The sequence below is a fragment of the Bradyrhizobium centrolobii genome (assembly GCF_001641635.1).
Lineage (GTDB): Bacteria > Pseudomonadota > Alphaproteobacteria > Rhizobiales > Xanthobacteraceae > Bradyrhizobium > Bradyrhizobium centrolobii.
Genome location: NZ_LUUB01000034.1, coordinates 118,424 through 139,135, shown reverse-complemented (window position 1 = coordinate 139,135; position 20,712 = coordinate 118,424). Strand labels below are relative to the sequence as shown.

Below are 20,712 nucleotides of genomic sequence, written 5' to 3'. Positions count from 1 at the left end.
GTTAACCATGCCTGTTTACCTCTTGGTGAGGATTTGAGCCGGGCGGGGCCGTCGATGTCGGACAAGATGCAGCTGGTGGTAGCCACGCCGTGCTTCGGCGGGCAGGTGTCGAGCATCTATGCAAGCTCGATCTTCGCGCTCCAGCGCGCCGTGCACGGCATGTCCAATCTCGAGCTCAAGGTGCTCCTGCGGGACGGCGATGCGCTGATCACTCGCGCACGGGCAAATCTCGTCGCGATGTTCCTGGACGATCCCGCGGCGACGCATTTCCTGTTCGTGGATGCCGACATCGGCTTCAAGCCGGAACAGGTGTTCCGGCTGATCGAATGCGGGGCCGAGGTCGTCGCCGGCTGCTACCCGATCAAGCGCGTCAACTGGGACAAGGCCAAGCGGGCGATTGCGGCGGGCCGCGCCGACGTGCCGGCGGCTTCCCTGGACTATGTCCTCGAGATCGAGGATCCCGACCGCATCGTGGTAGTCAACGGCTTCACCCGCGTGCGCTATGCCGGCACCGGCTTCCTGATGATCCGGCGTCACGTGCTGGAGACGATGTGCCGCCATCCGAACTATGCGGCCCTGCAATTCTTCCGCGAGCATTCGCATGACACGCTGGCGGCGAGCCCGAACCGCTTCGCCCTGTTCGAATGCATGATCGATCCGGCGACCGGCACCTACCTTTCCGAGGATTTCGCCTTCTGCAAGCGCTGGACCGACATCGGCGGCGAGATCTGGGCCGACATCCAGAGCTCGCTCGATCACGTCGGCCCGTCTGTCTTCCATGGCGACATCGCGTCTCAGTTCGCGCCGGCGCCCACGGCAGCGGCCGATGCAGCGTGAGCCTTTCGGGATGAGCGTCGGCGCATCCCGTTTGCAGCAAGCGGAGCGCGCCTTTGGCGGCGGCTCGCGCTACCTCCTGCGCGATCTCTTCACGCCGCTCGATACGCTGCTGGCCTCCGGCGGCGACCCCCGGCTGGCGCTCGATCCTCACACGCGCCTGAACTCTTATGGCTGCGCGCCGTCGCCGGCCCCGGATGTCTGGAATTTCGCGTCTTCGACCGCATCGCCGATCTCGCAGGCCGCCTATGACCGCGCCGCGCTTGCGCGCGAAGAGCTCGTGCACAAATCGCTGTTCGACGAAGTGGAGGTCGCCTTCGACTCGCGCTGCGAGGACATGCGCGACGAGCTCCGTGGTCACCTCCAGCTCTCGCCGCAAGTGGACGTGGTGTTCTCGCCGTCCGGCACCGATTCCCAGCTTCACGCCCTGTTCCTGGCGCGCGCGGTGCTCGGCGCGCCGCCGCTGACGATCGTGGTGGGCGCCGACCAGACTGGAAGCGGAACGGCCCATACCGCGCGCGGGCGCCATTTCAGTACCATGACGGCGAGCGGCTTTTCGGTTCGCAAGGACGGTGCGATTGCGGGGCTCGCCGGCGACAGCATCGTGTTGCCGCTGTTGAATGCCGCGCCTGGACTCGCGCCGCGGCTGGATGCCGACAGCGCAGTGTTCCGTGCGGTCGAGAGCGCGATCGCGCGGGGCGCGCCTGTGCTGCTTCAGATCATGGATTCCTCGAAGCTCGGCTGGCGCGCGCCGAGCGCGGCCTGCCTCGACGAGATCGCGCGGCGCTGGTCCGACAAGGTCCAGGTCGTCGTCGACGCCTGCCAGATGCGGCTCGGGCGTCGGCGGCTGCGCTCCTATCTCGATCGCGGCTACATGGTTCTCATCACCGGCTCCAAGTTCTTTGGTGGCCCCGCCTTCAGCGGCGCGCTGCTGGTGCCGAAGGGGCTTTCGCGATCGCTCGATCGGGGCGTGGAGATTGCGCCGGGCCTGCTCGACTATGCCGATCGCAGCGACTGGCCGAAGGCCTGGTCGACGCTGCGATCGTGCTTCGAGCGCCGGCCGAATTTCGGCCAATGGCTGCGCTGGGAGGCGGCGCTCGCGGAAATCGGCAGCTACTATGCGGTGCCGGGGGCTTTCCGCGCCAGGGCGCTGGCCGAGCTTGCGGCCGGCATCGAGAGTATGATCGCGCTGACGCCGTCGCTCGCAGCCGTTCCGACGGTGCTGGAACGGGCCGGCGTGGATGACGAGGAATTCGCGCGAGCCACGATCTTTCCGTTCGCGCTGCTGCGCGACGGCAAGCCGGTCTCGATCGCCGAGACCAGCGCGGTGCATCGCGCCCTGGCGTGCGACATGAACGACGACGTCAAAGGCAGCGCGGCGGACCGGCGGGTTGCCGCACAGCGCTGCCTCGTCGGCCAACCGGTGCGGCTTGAGCGACCGGACGGCAAGCCGCAGGCCGTGCTGCGGCTGTGTGTGGGCGCGCGGCTCGTTACCGAAGCCTGGTTGGCGGATGCCGCACAGGCGCAACGCAATTTGCAACATATCCTCGATCGCATCGCCCATGTCCTGGTGAAGATCGAGCTGCTGCTCGACCGTGGTGCGGCCGCGGCCGTGCCGGAAAAATCCGCGTTCGAGGTTTGAGATGCAGCATCCTGTTTCTGCGCCGATCGGCGTGACCGTGCCGAACTTTGCCGACCGCATCGGCTTCGCGCAGTTGACCCGCCGGGCCTTCGAGGGCGGCGATCTGCATCCGTTGCGCGACCAGCTCCTGGCGCGGATCGAAGAGGGCACGGCGGAGGCGGGCGAAGGCCTGGATCTGTCGCTGATTGCCCAGCTTCTCGGCGAGAAGGAGGCCGGGCTCGTGATCCAGAGCGAAGTGCTCTCCTTCCACCAATTGTTTCGCACGCCTTGCGCGGTTCCGAAGCCCCGCCTGCGCGTGCTCGCGCTCGCGGCCGACATCGACATGGGCGGCAATACGCCGATCGAATTTCTGCTCGAAGGCTCAGACATCGAGCTGTTGACGCTCTACGTGGTCAAGGGCGTCGGTCTGCCGGAGACATTGCCCGAGCACGACGTCGCCATCGTGGTCGCGTCCGATTCCGCGGAATGCCGCGAAGCGCTCGCCCTGATCGAAACGGCCGCGCCGCACTGGCCGCGGCCGCTGCTCAATCGCCCTGGCCTCATCGGCAATCTCGATCGCGACAAGCTGTATCGGCTGCTGACGGGCATCTCCGGTCTCGACATTCCTGCGACCGTCCACGCGACGCGTGCGCAATTGACCGATCTCTCGCAGGGCCGGATTGCTTGCGAGGACATAGCTGGCGAGCTGCACTTTCCGATGATCGCGCGGCCGCGCGGCTCGCATGCCGGCGTCGGGCTCGCGAAGCTCGACGATGCGCCGGCACTTGCGGCCTATCTTACTGGGCGGGAAGAGCAGGATTTCTTCGTCGCGCGTTTCGTTGACTATGTGAGCCCCGACGGGCTTTACCGCAAATATCGTCTCGCCATGGTCGACGGCAAACCTTACGCCTGTCATATGGCGATCGCCGACCGCTGGGACATCTGGTATCTCAACGCCTACATGGCGTTCAGCGAGGAGAAGCGGGCTGAGGAGGCCATCTTCATGCTCGACTTCGACCACGCTTTCGCGGCGCGTCACCGGAGCGCGCTCGACGAAATGAGTAGGCGCGTCGGCCTCGATTATTTCATCGTCGATTGCGCCGAGAACCAGAACCGAGAGCTCCTGGTCTTCGAAGCCGACAACACCGCCGTCGTGCACAACATGGATTCGCCGCTCGTGTTTCCGTACAAGCCGCCGCAGATGCGCAAGATCTTTGCGGCGTTCACCGCGATGCTGTCGCGGCATGCAAAAGCCGGCGAGGGGAGTGCAGCATGAACGAGATCATCCGCAGCACGCAAGCAGGCGTCACCGGCGCGTCGCTCGATCCGCAGGACTGGAGCGAATTTCGCGCGCTCGCCCATCGCGTGCTGGATGAGACGATCGACAGCATTGCCAATATCCGCGCGCGTCCGGTCTGGCAGCCGATACCCGACGACGTGCGCGCGAGCTTCAGGGCCGACGTGCCGCGTGAGGCGACTGATCTGGCCGACGTTTACCGCGAATTCTCGGAGAGCGTAGCGCCCTATGCGACCGGCAACGTCCATCCCGGCTTCATGGGCTGGGTGCATGGCGGCGGCACCGCGGTCGGCATGCTCGCTGAGATGCTCGCGGCGGGACTCAACGCCAATCTCGGCGGACGCGACCACATGCCGATCGAGGTCGAGCGCCAGATCGTCGAATGGATGCGCCGCCTGTTTGCGTTCCCGGAGAGTGCGAGCGGCATCTTCGTCACAGGCACGTCGATGGCTAATCTGATGGCGGTGCTGGTGGCGCGCACCAGCGCGCTCGGCACGCTGGCGCGCCAGCACGGCATCGGCAATGACGGCGCGCTGCTAACCGCCTACGCCTCGAAGGCCGCGCATGGCTGCATCTCCAGGGCGATGGACATTGCGGGACTCGGCACCGACGCGCTGCGCAAGATCGACGTCGATGCCGACCATCGCATCGACGTCGCCGCGCTGCGCGCGCAGGTCGCGATCGATCGCGAGGTCGGCTTCAAGCCGTTCCTCGTCGTTGCCTCCGCCGGCACGGTCGATATCGGCGCGATCGACGATCTCAAGGCGCTCGCGACGCTGTGCCGCGAGGAGGGGATCTGGTTTCATGTCGACGGTGCGTTCGGCGCGCTCGCGATCCTCTCGCCCGAGCTTGCGCCCCTGCTCGACGGCATCGAGCTTGCGGATTCGATCGCGCTCGACTTCCACAAATGGGGGCAGGTGCCCTATGACGCAGGCTTCCTCTTGGTGCGCGACGGCGAGCAGCACCGGCAGGCGTTCGCGCAGCCGGCCGCCTATCTGCGGCGCGAGGCGAGGGGCCTTGCGGCCGGCGCCGTCTGGCCCTGCGATCTCGGTCCCGATCTGTCGCGCGGCTTTCGCGCGCTGAAGACCTGGTTCACGCTGAAGACGTTCGGCACCGACCGGCTCGGTGCGGTGATCGCGCGAAGCTGCGCGCTGGCAAAATATCTCGAGGCGCGCGTGCTCGCAGAGCCGCGGCTGGAATTGCTCGCTCCCGTGAATCTCAACATCGTCTGCTTCCGCTATCGCGCCGACGATGCGATCAATCGCGAGATCGTCGCCGATGTCCAGGAATCCGGCATCGCAGCGCCGTCGAGCACGACGCTCGACGGAAAGTTCGCGATCCGCGCCGCGATCGTCAATCATCGCACCGACGAGACCGACATCGATGCGCTGGTGTCGGCCGTGCTGGAGTTCGGCACGCGGCGATGCGGCGATGCCCTGATCGAAACCGAGTCTCCGCCGCTCGCGGCGCAGTGACCTGAGACGACTCCGAAACAAAAACGCCCCGGACCTGGTCCGGGGCGTTTTCATTCGGATGTGCGAAGCGCTCAGGCGGCCGAGCTGACGTCCCCCTTGGGATGGGTGGCCTCGAACTGCTCGCGCAGCTTGTCTTCATAGGCGATCAGCTTGCGGGCATCCTTCAGCGCCCGATAGAGATCGCCGCTCATGATGTTGTTGTTGATGCCCTCGATGATCGGCCAGGCACTCGGCACGGCGGTGACGATGTCGCGCACGAGATTGAAGTAGGTGCCGTGCTGGGTCTGCGGATCGGGCGAGATATACATCAGTTGCACCGCCAGATAGACGAGCTTGGCCGGCGTATCGGCGGTTTCCGGCGTGAGGATGTCGCGCTCGCGCAGGATCGGAACGTTCTCGCCTTCGATCAGGAAGCGAGCGCGCTGGTCAGTATTGGTGATGACGCAGTTGCCGACGATGATGCGCTCGTGCGGTCTGAGCTCAACTTTGAGAGCCATGCCTGTTCTCCATCAACCCTTTTGTAACGAGCCATAGGCCCACCCGCGAGATGGGGCGATCGACTCCGATTTGGGGGAATCCTTGCGCAACATGGTTAACGGGTCGTTAACGATTGCGCTGGCGACAGAAAAGTCAGTGATTTCAATAGTAAGAGCGGCGTTTTTGCTCTCTCTTGTGCCCTCGCGAAGGAGGCTTCCAGTATCGACGCGGAGAAAGTGGGGATTTCATTTCACGGATTGTTAGAGGCTTGGACGCACGGTCCGGCGGTCGTCTGACCAATCAAGGTCAGATAGGACGCGTAGCTACCAGAAAGGTAACAGTATGTCCGGTATCGTTCTCTCCGCATCGGTTCGTCAGAACCTGCTCTCCCTCCAGTCCACTGCCGACCTCCTCGCCACAACCCAGTCTCGTCTGTCGACGGGCCGGAAGGTGAACTCGGCTCTCGACAACCCGACCAACTTCTTCACCGCCCAGGGCCTCGACAACCGCGCCAGCGACATCGGCAACCTGCTCGATGGCATCGGCAACGGCGTGCAGGTGCTGCAGGCCGCCAACACCGGCATCACCTCGCTGCAGAAGCTGGTCGATAGCGCCAAGTCCATCGCCAACCAGGTGCTGCAGAGCCCGACGGGTTACTCGTCGAAGTCTAGCTTCACCTCGGGGGTTATCGCGGGCGCGACCGCCACAAACCTGCTGGGGACGCCGGATACGGCTGCAACCTTGACCGGCACTGCGACCGGCACTCTTGCCGCGGCTTCGGGCTTGACGACCGCGAATGGCGGTAGCTTTGCTGCTGGCGACACGATCATCGTCAACGGCACGACGATCAAGGTCACGGCTGCCGGCGCTGGTACTGCCACCGTTACCACGGCTGCGGACGGCACCATCAATCTGAACACTACCGCGACCACGGCGGCGACCACGGACGACTTGACCGCTGCGATCAAGACGGCTCTCGGCGGCGGTACCGCCGCGGCGTCCATCGCCGGCAATCAGCTGACGATCACGGCCGGCAACACCACCAGCAGCATCACGCTTGGCGGTACGGCGCTCGCCAAGGTCGGCCTCTCCGCTGGCACCACGGCGCCGACGTCGTCCTTCTCGGGTCAGACGCTGACGATTGGTGCGATCGACGGCAGCACTGCCCAGACCATCACGATCGGCACGGGCACCAACCAGGTCAGTACGCTCGACGCGCTCAACACCAAGCTCGCCTCAAGCAACCTGACCGCCTCGCTGAGCTCGACTGGCCAGCTGACCATCACCACGACGAACGATGAAGCCTCGCAGAATCTGACGAGCACCATCATCGGCGGCACGGCGATCGGCTCCGGCAAGCTGTTCGGCGCAGGAGCCTTCGCTAACGCGGTGCAGGATACCAACTCGCAGAACGCCCGTGCCGGCCTGGTCGCGCAGTACAACAACGTGCTCGCGCAGATCAACACGACCGCTCAGGACGCGTCCTTCAACGGCGTCAACCTCCTGAACGGCGACACGCTGAAGCTGACGTTCAACGAAACCGGCAAGTCGACGCTGAGCATCACCGGTGTGACGTTCAACACCGGCGGTCTCGGCCTCTCGTCCCTGACCACGGGCACCGACTTCCTGGACAACGCTTCGGCGAACAAGGTCCTGACCAAGCTCAATGCGGCCAGCAGCACGCTGCGTTCGGAAGCATCGACGCTGGGTTCGAACCTGTCGGTCGTGCAGATCCGCCAGGACTTCAACAAGAACCTGATCAACGTCCTGCAGACCGGTTCGTCGAACCTGACGCTGGCCGACACCAACGAGGAAGCGGCCAACAGCCAGGCGCTGTCGACCCGCCAGTCGATCGCGGTCTCGGCGCTGTCGCTGGCCAACCAGTCGCAGCAGAGCGTGTTGCAGCTTCTGCGCTGATACGCGACCAAAATCGCCACTCGAAGCGTCGCGGCGGGGCTTTTGCCCCGCCGCTTTTTTTGTCGCGCGGTACGGCGCGGGGGGACCGTGGCGGATTAACGCTTCGTTAACCTTGCGGCTTAAGCCGCCATTAACCTTAATTTAAAGGAGACCTCCTAAAACTGGACAAAAGTACATTCCCCGATCGGCGAGCCCCGATTCGTACAGCGTCGCGCTTCAAGAGGAATATCCGCCAATGTCCAACATCGTTCTCTCGGCATCAGTTCGCCAGAACCTGTTGTCGCTGCAGTCGACAGCCGACCTGCTCGCCACCACGCAGCAGCGCCTTGCGAGCGGCAAGAAGGTCAATACGGCGCTGGACAACCCGACCAACTTCTTCACCGCGCAGGGGCTCGACAATCGCGCCAGCGACATCAGCAATCTCCTCGACGGCATCAGCAACGGCGTGCAGGTGCTGCAGGCCGCCAATACCGGCATCACCTCGCTGCAGAAGCTGGTCGACAGCGCGAAGTCGATCGCCAGCCAGGTGCTGCAAAGTCCGACGGGCTATTCGCCCAAGTCCAACGTGACGGCGGCCGCGATCACCGGTGCAACCGCCAACAACCTGCTGGGCACGGCATACACCAACAACACGGCTACGGGCACTACTGTCACCGACAGCAGCAGCGCAAACATTACGGCGGCGACCCAGTTGCTCAGCCTCAACACCGCCATCACCACCGGCTCGGTCCTGACCGTCGACGGCCACACGATCACCTTCTCGAACGCGCAGACCACCTCGACCACGGACTCGTTCGGTAACGTCACCATCGGCATCGGCACCGGCAGCACCCTCACGGTGCAGACCGTGCTGAGCGCGATCGACGGCATCACCGGAGCCAGCACGACCTCGACCGTCAATGGTAGTGGCCAGCTCGTGCTCAGCACCGGTACGAGCCAGGATCTGGCGATCTCCGGCTCAGGCAACGTGCTCGCGGCGCTCGGCCTCACCGCCGGCACCACCGCCCGCGTCCCGCCCCCGCTCAGCGGCAAGACGTTGACGATCGGCGCGACCGGCGGCGGCACCCCCACCAGCATCACCTTCGGCGCCGGCACCGGGCAGATTTCCACGCTCAATCAGCTCAATGCGGTGCTGGCGTCGAACAATCTGCAGGCAACTATCGACCCGACGGGTCACCTCAACATCGTGACCTCCAACGATGCCGCTTCCTTGACGATCGGCGCAATCGGTGGCACGGCCGCGGCGAGCGGTCAGCCCTTCTATGGTCTGATCGCGCAGCCGCCCGTCGCGGACGCGAATTCGCAGTCTACGCGCGCCAATCTCGTCGCGCAGTACAACAACGTGCTCGCGCAGATCAACACCACCGCGCAAGACTCCTCCTTCAACGGCGTGAACCTGCTGAACGGCGATACGCTCAAGCTCGTGTTCAATGAAACGGGACGTTCGACGTTGACCATTCAAGGCGTAACTCTCAACGACGCCGGCCTCAGCCTTGCGCCCTTGAACCAGGGCGTTGATTTCCTGGATTCGAATTCGGCGAACGCCATTCTGACTTCGCTCAACGCGGCCAGCACGACTCTGCGCTCAGAAGCGTCGACGCTTGGTTCGAACCTTTCGATCGTGCAGATACGTCAGGACTTCAGCAAGAACCTGATCAACGTGCTGCAGACCGGCTCGTCGAGCCTGACGCTTGCCGACACCAACGAGGAGGCGGCCAACAGCCAGGCGCTCTCGACGCGCCAGTCGATCGCAGTCTCCGCGCTGTCGCTCGCCAACCAGTCGCAGCAGAGCGTGCTGCAGCTGCTCCGCTAGGCGCAACGCTCACGTACACGACGGATGAAACAGCGGCGAAGCCAAGGCTTCGCCGTTGTTTTGAGCGAGATCGCTAACGCTCGATTAGCCGAGATCAGTGCATACTGGATGCAGTCGATTACAGCGCGCGCACTCGGATTTAGCCTTGAGGTGAAGGTAGACTCCGCGACCCGTAATTGTCCGGAGATCGTCCGCACTCTCACGTAAGCAAATCTTAAGCGGTGCTGCCTAGGGTTGGGAAAGAAATCCTTAAGCCTGTATAACGGGCGAGGAAACCTCCAGGGTGATGAATGTCGAGTTCTGCTGCTTCGGCCTACGCGCGTGTAGCCACGACCACTGCGTCTCCTCGCGACATCGAGGCGCAGACGCTGCTGAAGGCCGCCAACAAGCTGCAAGATGCGATCAACAGCGCCGACCCCTTCGGTGAGCAGACCATGCAGGCGCTGATGTTCAACCGCAAGCTCTGGACCATCTTCCTGAGCGAGGCGATGCGCGATACCAATCCGCAGCCACTCGACGTCCGGCAGAAGATCGCCAACATCAGCGTGTTCGTGCTGAGCCAGACCGCGGCGCTCCAGATGAGCCCGCAGCTCGATCACTTCCGTCCGCTGATCGAGATCAACAGGAATATTGCCGCTGGCCTTTCTGGCCGCGCGTGATGGAGGCCTGTCATGGTCGACATCATGAGCATCCTGTCGACCGCGTATAAGTCCAACGTTCTTTCCAGTACGACCAGCTCGTCCAAATATGTCGCCGTCGATTCCACGCTCTATCAGGGCAACTGGACCGGCACCTATGCAGACGGCAAGACGTTCTCGCTCAACATCTCGAGCGTCGACGGCTTCCGGGCGCAGATTCACTACCAGAGTGGCGGTACGTCTCAGTACCAGCAGGTGCTGATCAAGGATTCGTCGTTTCGCTTCGGGAATACGAAGTTCACGCTAGCCGGCAGCGGCAAGGCGCAGATCAAGAACGTCGTGACCGACCCTGCGACTGGCTCAAACTATCTCGATACGGCCGTCGCGACCCGCGCCACGTGAGCGTCAGGCGCTGAGATCGGTATTGAGCGGCCGCGAGGGTTCGGACTTCAGATCCAGTGCATGGAAATAGGCGCGCCGGCGCAGCATCGCTTCATCGGGAAATTGATTGACCACCGCGTCGGTCTTGTCGTTGACGACCTGGAAGACGAAGGATGCGGCCGCCTGGTCGAACACGACCTGGCGCGAGACGTTCTCGTTGTTTTGCAAGTCGCCGCTCTGCAAATCATTGCGTACGGCCGCGCTGGTATCGCTGGCGGCCACCGTCTGGCTCACGGGCAAATCGGTCTGCACGGCGTCGTTCGCCGCCGCGTTCGACGTCGTTACGATTGGCGCGGGGGCCGGTATCCCCACCGGCCGGATGCTGAAATCTGTACTCATGGCAGCCTCCTGGTTGCCTCGTCTGAGTCAAATCCCAACCCCTCTAATCGCGCAACCATGGAACGTCAGGATTGAAGGTCCGGTTACGAAACGTGCCTAACCGCGCGACGACATCGCCGCGCGGTTTTTCGTAAAATTGTCGCTTGTTTCGCGCGCGCTCAGAGCGAGCGGCTGACCGCGAGCGGGGTGACGTGGCGCGGGCCGGGAGTGGCGCGACGTCCCGCTGCCGTATAGGTGTTCGGCACGTTGCGTTTCTGGATCTCGGCATTGACGCCGCGCACCACGCTCTCGCTCACCGCATGCGCGGTCGCGAGCACGGTGAGATTGACCTGGAGCATCGCGCGGAAGGCGTCGTGGTGACGATGCAACGTCGAGAGCAACTCCGGCGCGGATTTGGCGAACTGGGCCTGGCTCGCCTTCAGCTGGCTGACGGCCCCGACATAGCGTCGCGACAGCTCCTGCTTCTGGCTCTCGAAGGCCATTGCCTCGCGGAGCTTGCCGGCGCGCACGAGATCGGTCTCGCGCTCGATCAGTCCGAGCAGGGCGTTCATCGCGTCCATCAGGTCCCCGGCGAGCTTGCGTGCCTCGGCGTTGCCGGGCGTGGCCACGGTGCGCGGAGCGGGCATCGGCTGACGGGATGCGTTGAACTGGTTCATGTTGGTTGACCTTATGCCGTGCGGACGGTTTTCGCCTGCTGCAGGATGAGGGTGCGGTAGACTTCACTGGCCACGCCGACGCCGCCGGCATTGGCAAAGTTCTTGGAGTATTGCTCGGTCAGCATTGAACGCCAGACGCCGGTGCCCGGCGTGTCGCCGAACGGACCTTCGCCCTTCAGGCCCGAGGTCATCTGCGAGAACATTGCGTTGAGGAACATGCCCTCGAAGTCGGTGGCAGTCTTCTGCGCCTTGGCCTGCTGCTGCGACGAGACCTTTTGCAGCGCGGCGGCGAGCTCGAAGTCGGGGCGGCCGTTGCGGCTCTGCACGGCGAAGGCCGACGACACGACATGCGCGGTATTGATCATGCCCGTCTGCATCACATCACCTCGATGTCGGCCTCGATCGCACCGGCGGCCTTGATCGCCTGAAGGATGCTGATGAGGTCGCGCGGGCCGATGCCGAGGCCATTGAGGCCGTCGACGAGCTGCTGGAGCGAGACGCCGTCCTTGACGACGGCGAACTTCTTGCCGTCCTCGGTGACCCCGACGCTGGTGCGCGGCGTGACCACGGTGCGGCCGCGCGACAGCGGGTTGGGCTGGCTGACCTGCGGGCTCTCGGAGATCGTGACGGTGAGGTTGCCCTGCGCGACCGCCACCGTGGCGACACGGACATCGCGGCCCATCACGATGATGCCGCTTCGTTCGTCGATGATGATCTTGGCCGCGAGGTCAGGATCGACCTGAAGCTGCTCGATCTCGGTGAGGAAGGCGACCACGTTGCCTTTGAACTCCGGCGGGATCGAAAGCTGCACCGTGGAGGGATCGAGCGGCTCGGCGGACTTGACGCCGAGATAGTCGTTGATCGCGGCCGCGATGCGCTTGGCGGTGGTGAAGTCGGCGTTGCGCAGCGCCAGGCGCACGTTGGGCAGGCGGTTGAGTGCGAACTCGATCTCGCGCTCGATGATGGCTCCGTTGGCGATGCGGCCGACCGTCGGCACGCCGCGCACGATCTTGGCGGCCTCGCCTTCGGCCTGGAAGCCGGAGATGGCGAGCGTGCCCTGCGCGACCGCGTAGACGTTGCCGTCGGCGCCGAGCAGGGGAGTGACCAGCAGGGTGCCGCCGCGCAGATCCTTGGCGTCGCCAAGTGCGGAGACGGTGACGTCCATGCGCGTGCCTTGCGTGGCGAAGGCCGGCAGGTTGCCGGTCACCATCACGGCGGCGACGTTGCCGGTGCGGATGGTGGCGCCGCGGATGTTGACGCCCATGCGCTCGAGCATCGCTTGCAGCGATTGCTTGGTGAAGGGGATGTTGTTGAGCGTGTCGCCGGTGCCGTTGAGGCCGACGACGAGGCCGTAGCCGATGAGCTGGTTCTGCCGCACGCCTTCGATATTGGCGAGGTCCTTGATGCGCGAGGTCGCAGCTGCCGACGTGACCGACAGCGCCAGCGCTGACAGCGCGGCGCAGGCCACCCCAAGAATCCTCACCCAACGAACGCCTGGCATCCTCTGCTCCCCGAGGCTCCTCAAATCGAAGGACCTGCTGCGACACTCCCATGACGAGCTGGTCCGAACCTCTCCATGCGAGCGCTGTGCCAGGCTGGGGCAGTGGGGTTAGGCGATTGAATAGGTTGAATAAACCTGTTTCGACTAGCGTCAGGCGGCGTTCGTCCTGAGGCGCGAAACTGCCGCCTGCCGGCAGATTTTGCCGGGCGGTTTACGGCTCGTTAACCATAATGCGGTGAAGGTGGCGCATCGATCACCCGGATTGCTTCGATGCGCATCTACGGACCGAACGGCACCACGCTTGGAACGCCGGCCAGCCAGGCCAGGCGGACGGGCTCCGGCACCTTCGTGCTGCCCGACACCTCGTCGGCGCAGGAGACGCGCGCGGCGTCCGCGCCGAAGGCCGCCGCCAACATCGATGCGCTGCTCGCGCTGCAAGGCATCGAGGAGGATCCGGTCGAGCGGCGCAAGCGCTCAGTCGCGCGCGGCAAGACCGCGCTCGACGTGCTCGACGATCTCAAGATGGGACTTCTGTCCGGCAATCTCGACGCCTCGACCGTGATGCGGCTGCGCGATGCGGCGGCGAACTTGAAGTCGTCGTCCGGTGATCCCGGCCTCGATGCCGTGCTCTCCGAGATCGAGCTGCGCGTCGAGGTTGAACTTGCCAAGGCCGGTCAGGGCTGAGCCGCGGACTCCTTTCCTCGCTTCGAAGACTCTTTCCGCATGTCGTTGCCCGGCTTGACCGGGCAATTCAGAATTCCAGAGACAGCAGTCGTCGAACCGAGAGGCCGCGGCGTACTGGATGCGCCGGTCAAGTCGCGCATGACAGTGTCATTTGTTGCTCCGGCGTCGTACTTCTCGGCAGTTTCATCGGAAGCTTTACGCCGCCTCTTCCTTCTGCTGCGCGTCGTAGCGGCGCTGGGCGGCGAGCACGTCCTTCAGGTTTTGCTCGGCCCAGTCGCGCAAGGGATCGACTGCGGCGGCCAGTGTCACGCCGAGCTGAGTGATCGAATATTCCACCGTCACCGGCACGGTTGCGATGGCGTGGCGCTTGATCAGGCCGTCGCGTTCGAGCGACTTGAGAACCTGGCTCAGCATCTTCTGCGAGATGCCTTCAATCGTGCGACGCAACTGATTGAAACGCATCGGCTCCTCCCGCAGCAGCAACAGGATCAGCACCGCCCATTTGTCGCCGACACGATCGAGGATCTGGCGCGTCGGGCAGTTGGCTGCATAGACGTCGGGCTTCATGTCGGTTCCTCGCGCTCCGTTCCGGTTACGCTTGCCGGTCACTCCAGCGTAATCAGGTAAGCACAAAGTGCTCTCTTAACACCAGCGTCCTTTGCGATATCTAGTCACCTATAGTTACCGCAGAAGCAAAGGAGCCTTCCATGAAAATCGCTGTCGCCGGCGCCTCGGGCCGGGCCGGTTCGGAGATCACCAAGGAACTGTCGCGCCGTGGCCATAGTGTTACCGCCATCGCCCGGAACCCCGAGAAGATCGCTGCGCTGCCGAACGTCACCCCCAGCAAAGGGGACGTGCTCGACCAAGCCGGCCTGACCAAGCTCTGGGTCGGACACGACGTTGCGGTGAGTTCCGTGCACTTCCTGGCGAGCGACCCGCACAAGCTGATCGGCGCGGCGAAGGACTCCAAGGTGGGCCGTTACCTTGTGGTCGGCGGAGCCGGAAGCCTCGAGGTCGCGCCCGGCGTGAAGCTGGTCACAACTCCCGGATTTCCGACGCAATACAAGGCCGAGGCGGAGGCAGGCTCCGTCTTCCTGGACCTGCTGCGGCAGGAGAAGGACCTGAACTGGACCTTCATCTCGCCGTCGGCGCTGTTCATTGAAGGGGAACGCACAGGCAAGTTCCGACTGGGGACCGATCAGCTTCTCGCAGATGCGAACGGGAAAAGCTGGATCACCTTCGCCGACTACGCCATCGCGCTCGCCGATGAGATCGAGCGCCCGGCCCATCTGAGGCAGCGTTTCACCGTCGGCTATTGAGCCTTCAGCAGCCCCTGGGCTCTTCCGGATATACCTTCCTGTGCAAGGGCTTGGGGGCGGTAACTGCGCGAACAGGGAAATATTGTCTGTCACAGGAGGCCGCTATATAAGGCCCGGCTCAACGGACCCGTTTCGTTGCGAGTCGTTGCTTAAAAAGATAGGCCGCCCTTGGAAAAGTTGAAAAACTACCGACCGACCGAAAAAGAGCCTTTCATGAACGACCGGCAGAAGGAGTACTTCCGTTTGAAGCTCCTCGCCTGGAAGGATGAGATCCTCAAAGAGTCCAAGCTCACCCTGCAGGCCCTGCAGGAGGAGAACGTGAACCACCCCGATCTCGCCGATCGGGCTTCGTCCGAAACCGACCGTGCCATCGAACTTCGTGCCCGCGACCGCCAGCGCAAGTTGATCGCCAAGATCGACGCCGCGCTCCAGCGCATCGAGGACAACACCTACGGCTATTGCGAGGAAACCGGCGAGCCGATCTCGTTGAAGCGGCTCGAAGCGCGGCCCATCGCAACGCTCTCGGTGGAGGCGCAGGAGCGCCACGAGAAGCGCGAGAAGGTCTATCGCGACGAATAGACTACGAGCCGCCAAGTGCGGCTCTTCATTTAAGAGACAACAGGCGCCGTTCGCGCCGTGTTGAGAGTTTTTGCCTGCTGCTTGTAGCCGCGTGTCGGCTCACGACCGCAATCACGAAAAGTGAATCGCGATCAATGGGCTAGACTCAATTCCTCCGAACTCACGTGAGTTCACCTGAGAAACAGCCTTCACCTCAAGTGGGGGAAGTTTTGCGAGTCGCATCAATGAGTTCGACTCGAGGGTTGAGACGGCAGCCCGGTGGCATCAAGCATCGCTGGCAATCACGCAAGCTGCGGGAGCCGCGCGCCTCCATAAAGCCTGGACCAGTTCAACAATTCCTTAAACGCCGGCAACAGGCCGTACGCCGCATCGGTCAGTTCGTATTCCACCCGCAACGGCTTCTCGTCGAAGGCGGTCCGCAACACCAGGCCATCCTGCTCGAGTTCGCGCAGTTGCGTGGTCAGCATATGCTGGGTGATGCCGCCGATCGACCGCCGCAGTGCGCCGAAGCGCATGGCCCCGTTCATCAGCGCGAACAGGATCTCGAGCTTCCACTTGCCGCCGAGCGCATGGATCGCATGCTTGAAATCGGCAAGCAGCGCCGGGTCGGGGGTGCAGTCGCAATCGTCGTCGCAAGCTGCGGTGGTCAGGTTTTCCATACCGGTCTCGAAATTCATTCTACTTGTTCCCAAGAAGATAGTGACCAGATGCGGCCCGTAGCAGGGTATGGCGGAACGAATTTGCCGGCCCTGATGATCGAGGGATTTACGACATGAGCACTGTTCTGGTCACGGGCGGGTCGGGTTTCGTCGGCATCCATGCTGTCCTGCAATTGCTGGCGGCCGGCCATCAGGTACAGACCACGGTCCGCCGGCCGGACCGACGCGACGACGTGCTGGCGATGCTGCGCGAGGGCGGGGCGGCGTCGCCCGAAAGCCTGTCGTTCTTCACGGCCGATCTAACCGGGGACGAGGGCTGGCGCGAGGCGGTCACAGGTTGCGACTACGTGCTCCACGTCGCCTCGCCTTTGTCGACCAGGGTGCCGAAGGACGAGAATGAGATGATCATGCCGGCCCGTGACGGCACGCTTCGCGTGCTGCGCGCCGCGCGCGACGCCGGCGTCAGGCGCGTCGTCATCACCTCCTCGCTGGCGGCGATCGGCTACGGTCACCCGCCGCAGGAGAAGCCGTTTGACGAGACCGACTGGACCAATCTCGATGGCGCGGACGTGCAGCCCTACCCGAAATCCAAGACGCTGGCCGAACGGGCAGCCTGGGATTTCGTCGCGCGAGAGGGCGGCGGGCTCGAATTGTCCGTCGTCAATCCCACCGGCATTTTCGGCCCGGTCCTGGGTCCGGACTTCTCCGGCTCGATCGAGATCGTCAAATCGCTGCTCGACGGCGCCATGCCGGCGGTGCCGCGGGTCCATTTCGGCGTGGTCGACGTGCGCGACGTGGCCGACCTGCATCTGCGTGCGATGACGGCGCCCGAGGCCAAGGGCGAGCGCTTCATCGCAGTCTCCGGCGAGACGCTATCGATCCTCGACATCGCCAGGATATTGCGACGGGAACTCGGGCCGAGAGCGCGCCGGGTTCCACGGTTGCAGGCCCCGGACTGGGTGGTGCGTCTGGCGGCGAATCGGATTCCGCTGCTGCGCGGGGTCGTGCCGATGCTTGGCAAGGTGCGCAAATCGACCAGCGCCAAGGCTAGGCGGCTGCTTGGCTGGCAGCCGCGCTCCAACGAGGAGGCGATCCTCAGCACGGCCGAGAGCCTGATCCGGCTCGGCCTGGTCAAGGCGTGAGGCCGGCCGCGCCGCGCGGCCTGCGCTTGTCAGGCCGGGGCGGGGATGCTGAACTGCGACGCACAACTCGCGTAGCGTGGGAGGCGGCGCCAATGGACAAGATTCTCAAAGCCGCAAAGGCAATCGCACTCGCGCGCCGCAACCATGCGCCGCTTGCGGCGCTGGAGGTTCCCCCGGCCGACGAGGCCGAGGGCTATCAGGTCCAGCGCGCCCTGCATGATCTCCTGATGCCGAATGTCGGGCCGCTTGTCGGCTACAAGATCGGCTGCACCAGCCAGGTCATGCAGGACTATATCGGCATCCCCCACCCCTGCGGCGGCGGCGTGTTCGAGAAGGGCGTGCACGAGAGCGGCGCGAAGCTCGCCGCGTCCGACTATGTCCGCGTCGGCGTCGAATGTGAGATCGCGGTGCGGCTTAAGCGCGACCTTGCCCCCGGTGAGGCGCCGTTCACGGCGGAATGGGTCGGCGAGGCCATTGACGCCTATCATCCCGCGATCGAGATCGTCGACGACCGCTACGTGAAGTGGGAGACGATGGGGGCGCCGACGCTGATCGCGGACGATTTCTTCGCCGCCGGCTGCGTGCTCGGGCCGGCGGTCGAGCGTTCCAATGTGCCGGACCTGAAGGCGGTCAAAGGCCGCGCCATCGTCAACGGCGAGGAGGTTAGCCAGGGCACCGGCGCCGACGTACTCGGCCATCCCCACAACGCGCTCGCCTGGCTCGCCAACCACCTCGCCGCCGAAGGCAAGGGGCTGCATGCGGGGCAGCTCGTGCTGACGGGGAGCCTGGTCAAGACGCTGTGGCTGAAAGCCGGTGACAAGGTGCGGATGGAACTGGACGGGCTGGGGACGGTGGAGGCGGAGTTCAGCTGAAAGTCTGACGTCTCCGCGCTTTTCCTCTCGACACTGCTTGCCAAAGGCGTCATGGCCGGGCTTGACCCAGCCCTGGCTTCGACGCGAAGGGCTGGTTTGCGATCCTCGCGGCTATTTTGATTGCCGCTCTGATTCCGAGGCTTCCCTTCCTCCTGCACTGATAGCGATACGCCGCTCGTAATGGCGGGCCAAATCCATGAGGCGCTTCTTGATGAAGGGGTCGGCCTTCTCGGCAAGCTCCTGGACGGTCCTAAGACGCTCGCGGCAAAATTCTTCGTCCATCGCAGAAACTCGGCTAAATCCAAATAACGCGGAGTTTACGTCAGTGTGTTCGAGCTGCGTATGAAGGAGCTCACTAAATCCCGGAAGGGTTTCTATGCCGGGATTCGTCAAGCCGGGACGACGGCGGTGAATGTGGCGCTAGCATGATTGGCGTCGCCGAACCCAAAATACGTGCGGCCTCCGGCAGGGGAGCTACCGGAGGCCGCGTAGTACATCGTCGTTCGCGCCTAGGTTCGCGAACACGATGTGGGAGCTCTCAAAGAGACTTAGAAGGGCAGCAGCACGTCCATCACTTGCTGGCCGTAGCGCGGCTGCTGCACGTCCATGATCTGGCCGCGTCCGCCATAGGCGATGCGGGCCTGCGCGATCTTGCTGGAGTCGATGGTGTTGTCGCTCTGGATGTCCTCCGGTCGCACGATGCCGGCGACAACCAGTTCGCGAATCTCGAAGTTGACGCGGATCTCCTGCTTGCCTTCGACCACCAGGTTGCCGTTCGGAAGGACCTGCGTGACGACGGCGGCGACGTTGGTCTGCAAGGCTTCCTGGCGCTGGACCGAGCCCTTGCCGTCGGCGGAGGATGTCGAGTCGGTGGTGAGAAGGCGGCCGGGCAAGACCTTGAGCGGCTGCGTAACCGTCTGGCTGCCGATGAAATCGGTAATCCCCGAATCTTCCTTGGCGGTTCGGCTGCGCTGGGTTTCGTTGGCGATATTGGCCTTGTCCGTGAAATTGACCGTCACCGTCAGGAGGTCGCCGACCTGATGGGCGCGCTGGTCCTTGAAGAAGGCGCGGCTGCCGTTCCGCCACAGCGAGTTCGGATTGTAGGAGGCGACTTCCGGCTTCGGCATCGGCATCTGCACCGGCTTGTAGCCGGGCTGCGTCGTCGGATTGTCGATCGCTGACAGCTTCGGTTGCTCGCCGATCTGCGAAAGGCGGTCGATCGAGGAGCAACCACTCGCGAGGGCAGAGGTCGCCAGCAGCAGGCCGGAGATCGCGATGCGACGAAGACGGGCAGCGGAACTGAACGTGGTCATGACTTACTCTGACTTGGCTGGAGCTTGCGAGGCTTGAACTTGCGGAATCTGGGCTTGTGCGACCTGGGCCGGGGACACAGGGGTTTGGATCAAGCTCTGGGCGAGCGCTGCGGCCGAGGGCGTTTCGTCGCGCTTGAGCGATGAGGTCTGCTCGACCGCAGGCGGCATCGGTACGGCCTGGCTCGCGCCCTGGACCGTGACCTGGCCGCGGCCGGTGACGATGCCGGTCAGCGTGCGCTTGGACTGCACGTTGAGGACGCTGACCGTGTCGCCCTCGGCGCCACTGTCGATCGCCTTGCCGCGGGTGGTGAGGTAGAGGCCGGGCACCTGGTAGATGATGGTGACGTTCTGGTCGCGCTGCACGAAGTCGGGCTTGACGATGTCGGCGACGCGGATCGGCGTGCCCGCCCGCATCGGCCGGCGGAGCTGCATGCCGACGGTGCGGTCGCGCGAGGCGGGTTCGCCGGTGACCTCCGCCTTCGGCCGGCGTTCCAGTGCGATGTCGGAGGATTTGAGCAGCTCGGCGCGGTCGATGTCGTGCGTGAGCACGGCGACCTCGACGGTCTCGATCGCAGTGCCGGTGAGGCGCAGCTTGGTCGGGGTCGGATTGCTGTCGTTGTTGATCTCGAAAGTCAGGTCGAAACGGCCGCTGCGCGCGTCGTAGCGGGTCGCGACCGGCTGGAGCGCGCCGGTGTTGGAGGCATCGAGCCGCAGATCGGAGATGCCGCGGTCGAAGGTGACGGTGATGTTGGCGGCATCGCCGAGGCCGAAGCGGCGCTCCAGTGCGGAAGCGACCGCAAGCTCGAGGTCCTTGTTGGCGAAGATGCGGGCGAGTCGCGTGACCGAGACCTCCTTGATGTCGCCGATCATCACGCCGATGACCTGCTTGGCCCGCAGCACCGACAGGACCTGCGCAACCGGCAGCGCGCCGGTGGTGCCGAGGTCGGGCGAGCGGTATACCGGGATCAGCGCGGCCGAGCCGGCATTGTCGATGAGATCGCCGACCCGCACCACGTCGGAGGCGACGGTGACGCTGGCGCGCAGCGTCGGCACGGCGATGACGTCGTCGGCCGCCTGCGCCGGCAGCGCCAGCACGAGGAGAGCAGAGATCGTCGCGAGTGTGGTGCGGATCATC

At 64.3% G+C, this 20,712-nt stretch carries 23 protein-coding genes; 13 read left to right on the top strand and 10 right to left on the bottom strand.

From position 1 onward, the window contains the following. Window positions 1–54: 54 nt before the first annotated feature. Genes AYJ54_RS07495 through AYJ54_RS07480 form a run of 4 tightly spaced genes read left to right on the top strand, consistent with a single transcriptional unit; the run spans window position 55 to window position 5,227 of the window. Window positions 55–837, top strand: a complete 783-nt coding sequence (locus tag AYJ54_RS07495; protein ID WP_063697951.1) for a hypothetical protein — start codon at window positions 55–57, stop codon at window positions 835–837. After that, complete coding sequence (locus tag AYJ54_RS07490) at window positions 827–2,476, top strand: hypothetical protein (RefSeq protein ID WP_063697949.1); 1,650 nt, start codon at window positions 827–829, stop codon at window positions 2,474–2,476. The genes AYJ54_RS07495 and AYJ54_RS07490 overlap by 11 nt, the downstream gene beginning before the upstream one ends. A gap of 1 nt (window position 2,477) precedes the next feature. Then, complete coding sequence (locus AYJ54_RS07485) at window positions 2,478–3,731, top strand: ATP-grasp domain-containing protein (RefSeq protein WP_063697947.1); 1,254 nt, start codon at window positions 2,478–2,480, stop codon at window positions 3,729–3,731. Next, on the top strand, window positions 3,728–5,227 hold the full coding sequence (locus tag AYJ54_RS07480) for a pyridoxal phosphate-dependent decarboxylase family protein (RefSeq protein ID WP_063697946.1): 1,500 nt from the start codon (window positions 3,728–3,730) through the stop codon (window positions 5,225–5,227). The genes AYJ54_RS07485 and AYJ54_RS07480 overlap by 4 nt, the downstream gene beginning before the upstream one ends. Before the next feature lie 71 nt (window positions 5,228–5,298). On the opposite strand, the gene flbT is transcribed toward AYJ54_RS07480, so the two are convergent. After that, complete coding sequence (gene flbT, locus AYJ54_RS07475) at window positions 5,299–5,724, bottom strand: flagellar biosynthesis repressor FlbT (protein ID WP_063697944.1); 426 nt, start codon at window positions 5,722–5,724, stop codon at window positions 5,299–5,301. A gap of 322 nt (window positions 5,725–6,046) precedes the next feature. Here flbT and AYJ54_RS07470 point away from each other — a divergent pair, with 322 nt between their 5' ends. The 4 genes from AYJ54_RS07470 to AYJ54_RS07455 all read left to right on the top strand — a co-directional run bounded on the left by AYJ54_RS07470 (window position 6,047) and on the right by AYJ54_RS07455 (window position 10,474). Continuing rightward, window positions 6,047–7,621 (top strand): flagellin N-terminal helical domain-containing protein, encoded by a 1,575-nt coding sequence (locus AYJ54_RS07470; RefSeq protein WP_063697942.1) that lies wholly within the window; start codon window positions 6,047–6,049, stop codon window positions 7,619–7,621. Between the two features lie 235 nt (window positions 7,622–7,856). After that, a complete protein-coding gene (locus AYJ54_RS07465; protein ID WP_063697940.1) occupies window positions 7,857–9,434 on the top strand; it encodes a flagellin N-terminal helical domain-containing protein in 1,578 nt (525 codons plus the stop codon). Between the two features lie 290 nt (window positions 9,435–9,724). Next, on the top strand, window positions 9,725–10,093 hold the full coding sequence (flaF, locus tag AYJ54_RS07460; RefSeq protein ID WP_063697939.1) for a flagellar biosynthesis regulator FlaF: 369 nt from the start codon (window positions 9,725–9,727) through the stop codon (window positions 10,091–10,093). A 12-nt stretch (window positions 10,094–10,105) separates the two neighbouring features. Beyond that, window positions 10,106–10,474: a hypothetical protein gene (locus AYJ54_RS07455; RefSeq protein WP_063697937.1), complete on the top strand. Its 369-nt coding sequence runs from the start codon at window positions 10,106–10,108 to the stop codon at window positions 10,472–10,474. A gap of 3 nt (window positions 10,475–10,477) precedes the next feature. On the opposite strand, the gene AYJ54_RS07450 is transcribed toward AYJ54_RS07455, so the two are convergent. From AYJ54_RS07450 to AYJ54_RS07435, 4 genes are all read right to left on the bottom strand, one after another. Beyond that, entirely contained in the window at window positions 10,478–10,852 is a 375-nt protein-coding gene (locus AYJ54_RS07450) for a hypothetical protein (RefSeq protein WP_063697936.1), read from the bottom strand. 158 nt (window positions 10,853–11,010) lie between these two features. Next, a complete protein-coding gene (locus AYJ54_RS07445; protein WP_063697934.1) occupies window positions 11,011–11,508 on the bottom strand; it encodes a hypothetical protein in 498 nt (165 codons plus the stop codon). Window positions 11,509–11,519: 11 nt separating this feature from the next. Beyond that, window positions 11,520–11,885, bottom strand: a complete 366-nt coding sequence (flgJ, locus tag AYJ54_RS07440; RefSeq protein WP_063697932.1) for a flagellar assembly peptidoglycan hydrolase FlgJ — start codon at window positions 11,883–11,885, stop codon at window positions 11,520–11,522. Next, complete coding sequence (locus tag AYJ54_RS07435) at window positions 11,885–13,009, bottom strand: flagellar basal body P-ring protein FlgI (protein ID WP_063697930.1); 1,125 nt, start codon at window positions 13,007–13,009, stop codon at window positions 11,885–11,887. The genes flgJ and AYJ54_RS07435 overlap by 1 nt, the downstream gene beginning before the upstream one ends. A 270-nt stretch (window positions 13,010–13,279) precedes the next feature. On the opposite strand from AYJ54_RS07435, the gene AYJ54_RS07430 reads away from it, so the two are divergent. Continuing rightward, window positions 13,280–13,693: a flagellar assembly protein FliX gene (locus AYJ54_RS07430; RefSeq protein WP_063697927.1), complete on the top strand. Its 414-nt coding sequence runs from the start codon at window positions 13,280–13,282 to the stop codon at window positions 13,691–13,693. A 195-nt stretch (window positions 13,694–13,888) separates the two neighbouring features. Here AYJ54_RS07430 and AYJ54_RS07425 read toward each other — a convergent pair whose 3' ends face one another. After that, entirely contained in the window at window positions 13,889–14,260 is a 372-nt protein-coding gene (locus tag AYJ54_RS07425) for a winged helix-turn-helix transcriptional regulator (protein ID WP_063697924.1), read from the bottom strand. Between the two features lie 140 nt (window positions 14,261–14,400). Between AYJ54_RS07425 and AYJ54_RS07420 the strand changes: the two genes are divergently transcribed. Continuing rightward, window positions 14,401–15,012: an NAD(P)-dependent oxidoreductase gene (locus AYJ54_RS07420; protein ID WP_063697921.1), complete on the top strand. Its 612-nt coding sequence runs from the start codon at window positions 14,401–14,403 to the stop codon at window positions 15,010–15,012. A gap of 213 nt (window positions 15,013–15,225) precedes the next feature. Further along, window positions 15,226–15,591: an RNA polymerase-binding protein DksA gene (dksA, locus tag AYJ54_RS07415; RefSeq protein WP_085966600.1), complete on the top strand. Its 366-nt coding sequence runs from the start codon at window positions 15,226–15,228 to the stop codon at window positions 15,589–15,591. A 281-nt stretch (window positions 15,592–15,872) separates the two neighbouring features. Here the strand turns inward: dksA and AYJ54_RS07410 are convergent, their stop codons facing one another. After that, complete coding sequence (locus AYJ54_RS07410) at window positions 15,873–16,268, bottom strand: winged helix-turn-helix transcriptional regulator (RefSeq protein ID WP_201724147.1); 396 nt, start codon at window positions 16,266–16,268, stop codon at window positions 15,873–15,875. Window positions 16,269–16,363: 95 nt separating this feature from the next. On the opposite strand from AYJ54_RS07410, the gene AYJ54_RS07405 reads away from it, so the two are divergent. Continuing rightward, window positions 16,364–17,392, top strand: coding sequence for an SDR family oxidoreductase (locus tag AYJ54_RS07405; RefSeq protein ID WP_063697919.1), 1,029 nt, complete (start codon window positions 16,364–16,366; stop codon window positions 17,390–17,392). Between the two features lie 92 nt (window positions 17,393–17,484). Continuing rightward, on the top strand, window positions 17,485–18,264 hold the full coding sequence (locus tag AYJ54_RS07400; RefSeq protein WP_063697917.1) for a 2-keto-4-pentenoate hydratase: 780 nt from the start codon (window positions 17,485–17,487) through the stop codon (window positions 18,262–18,264). Window positions 18,265–18,375: 111 nt separating this feature from the next. Here AYJ54_RS07400 and AYJ54_RS50580 read toward each other — a convergent pair whose 3' ends face one another. The 3 genes from AYJ54_RS50580 to flgA form a co-directional block, all read right to left on the bottom strand. After that, entirely contained in the window at window positions 18,376–18,546 is a 171-nt protein-coding gene (locus AYJ54_RS50580; protein ID WP_161491821.1) for a hypothetical protein, read from the bottom strand. 266 nt (window positions 18,547–18,812) lie between these two features. Further along, the gene (gene flgH / locus AYJ54_RS07395) at window positions 18,813–19,577 is read right to left on the bottom strand and encodes a flagellar basal body L-ring protein FlgH (RefSeq protein ID WP_063697916.1); all 765 of its coding nucleotides are present in this window, start codon (window positions 19,575–19,577) and stop codon (window positions 18,813–18,815) included. Between the two features lie 3 nt (window positions 19,578–19,580). Continuing rightward, window positions 19,581–20,711, bottom strand: coding sequence for a flagellar basal body P-ring formation chaperone FlgA (gene flgA, locus AYJ54_RS07390; RefSeq protein ID WP_063697992.1), 1,131 nt, complete (start codon window positions 20,709–20,711; stop codon window positions 19,581–19,583). Between the last annotated feature and the right edge of the window lies 1 nt (window position 20,712).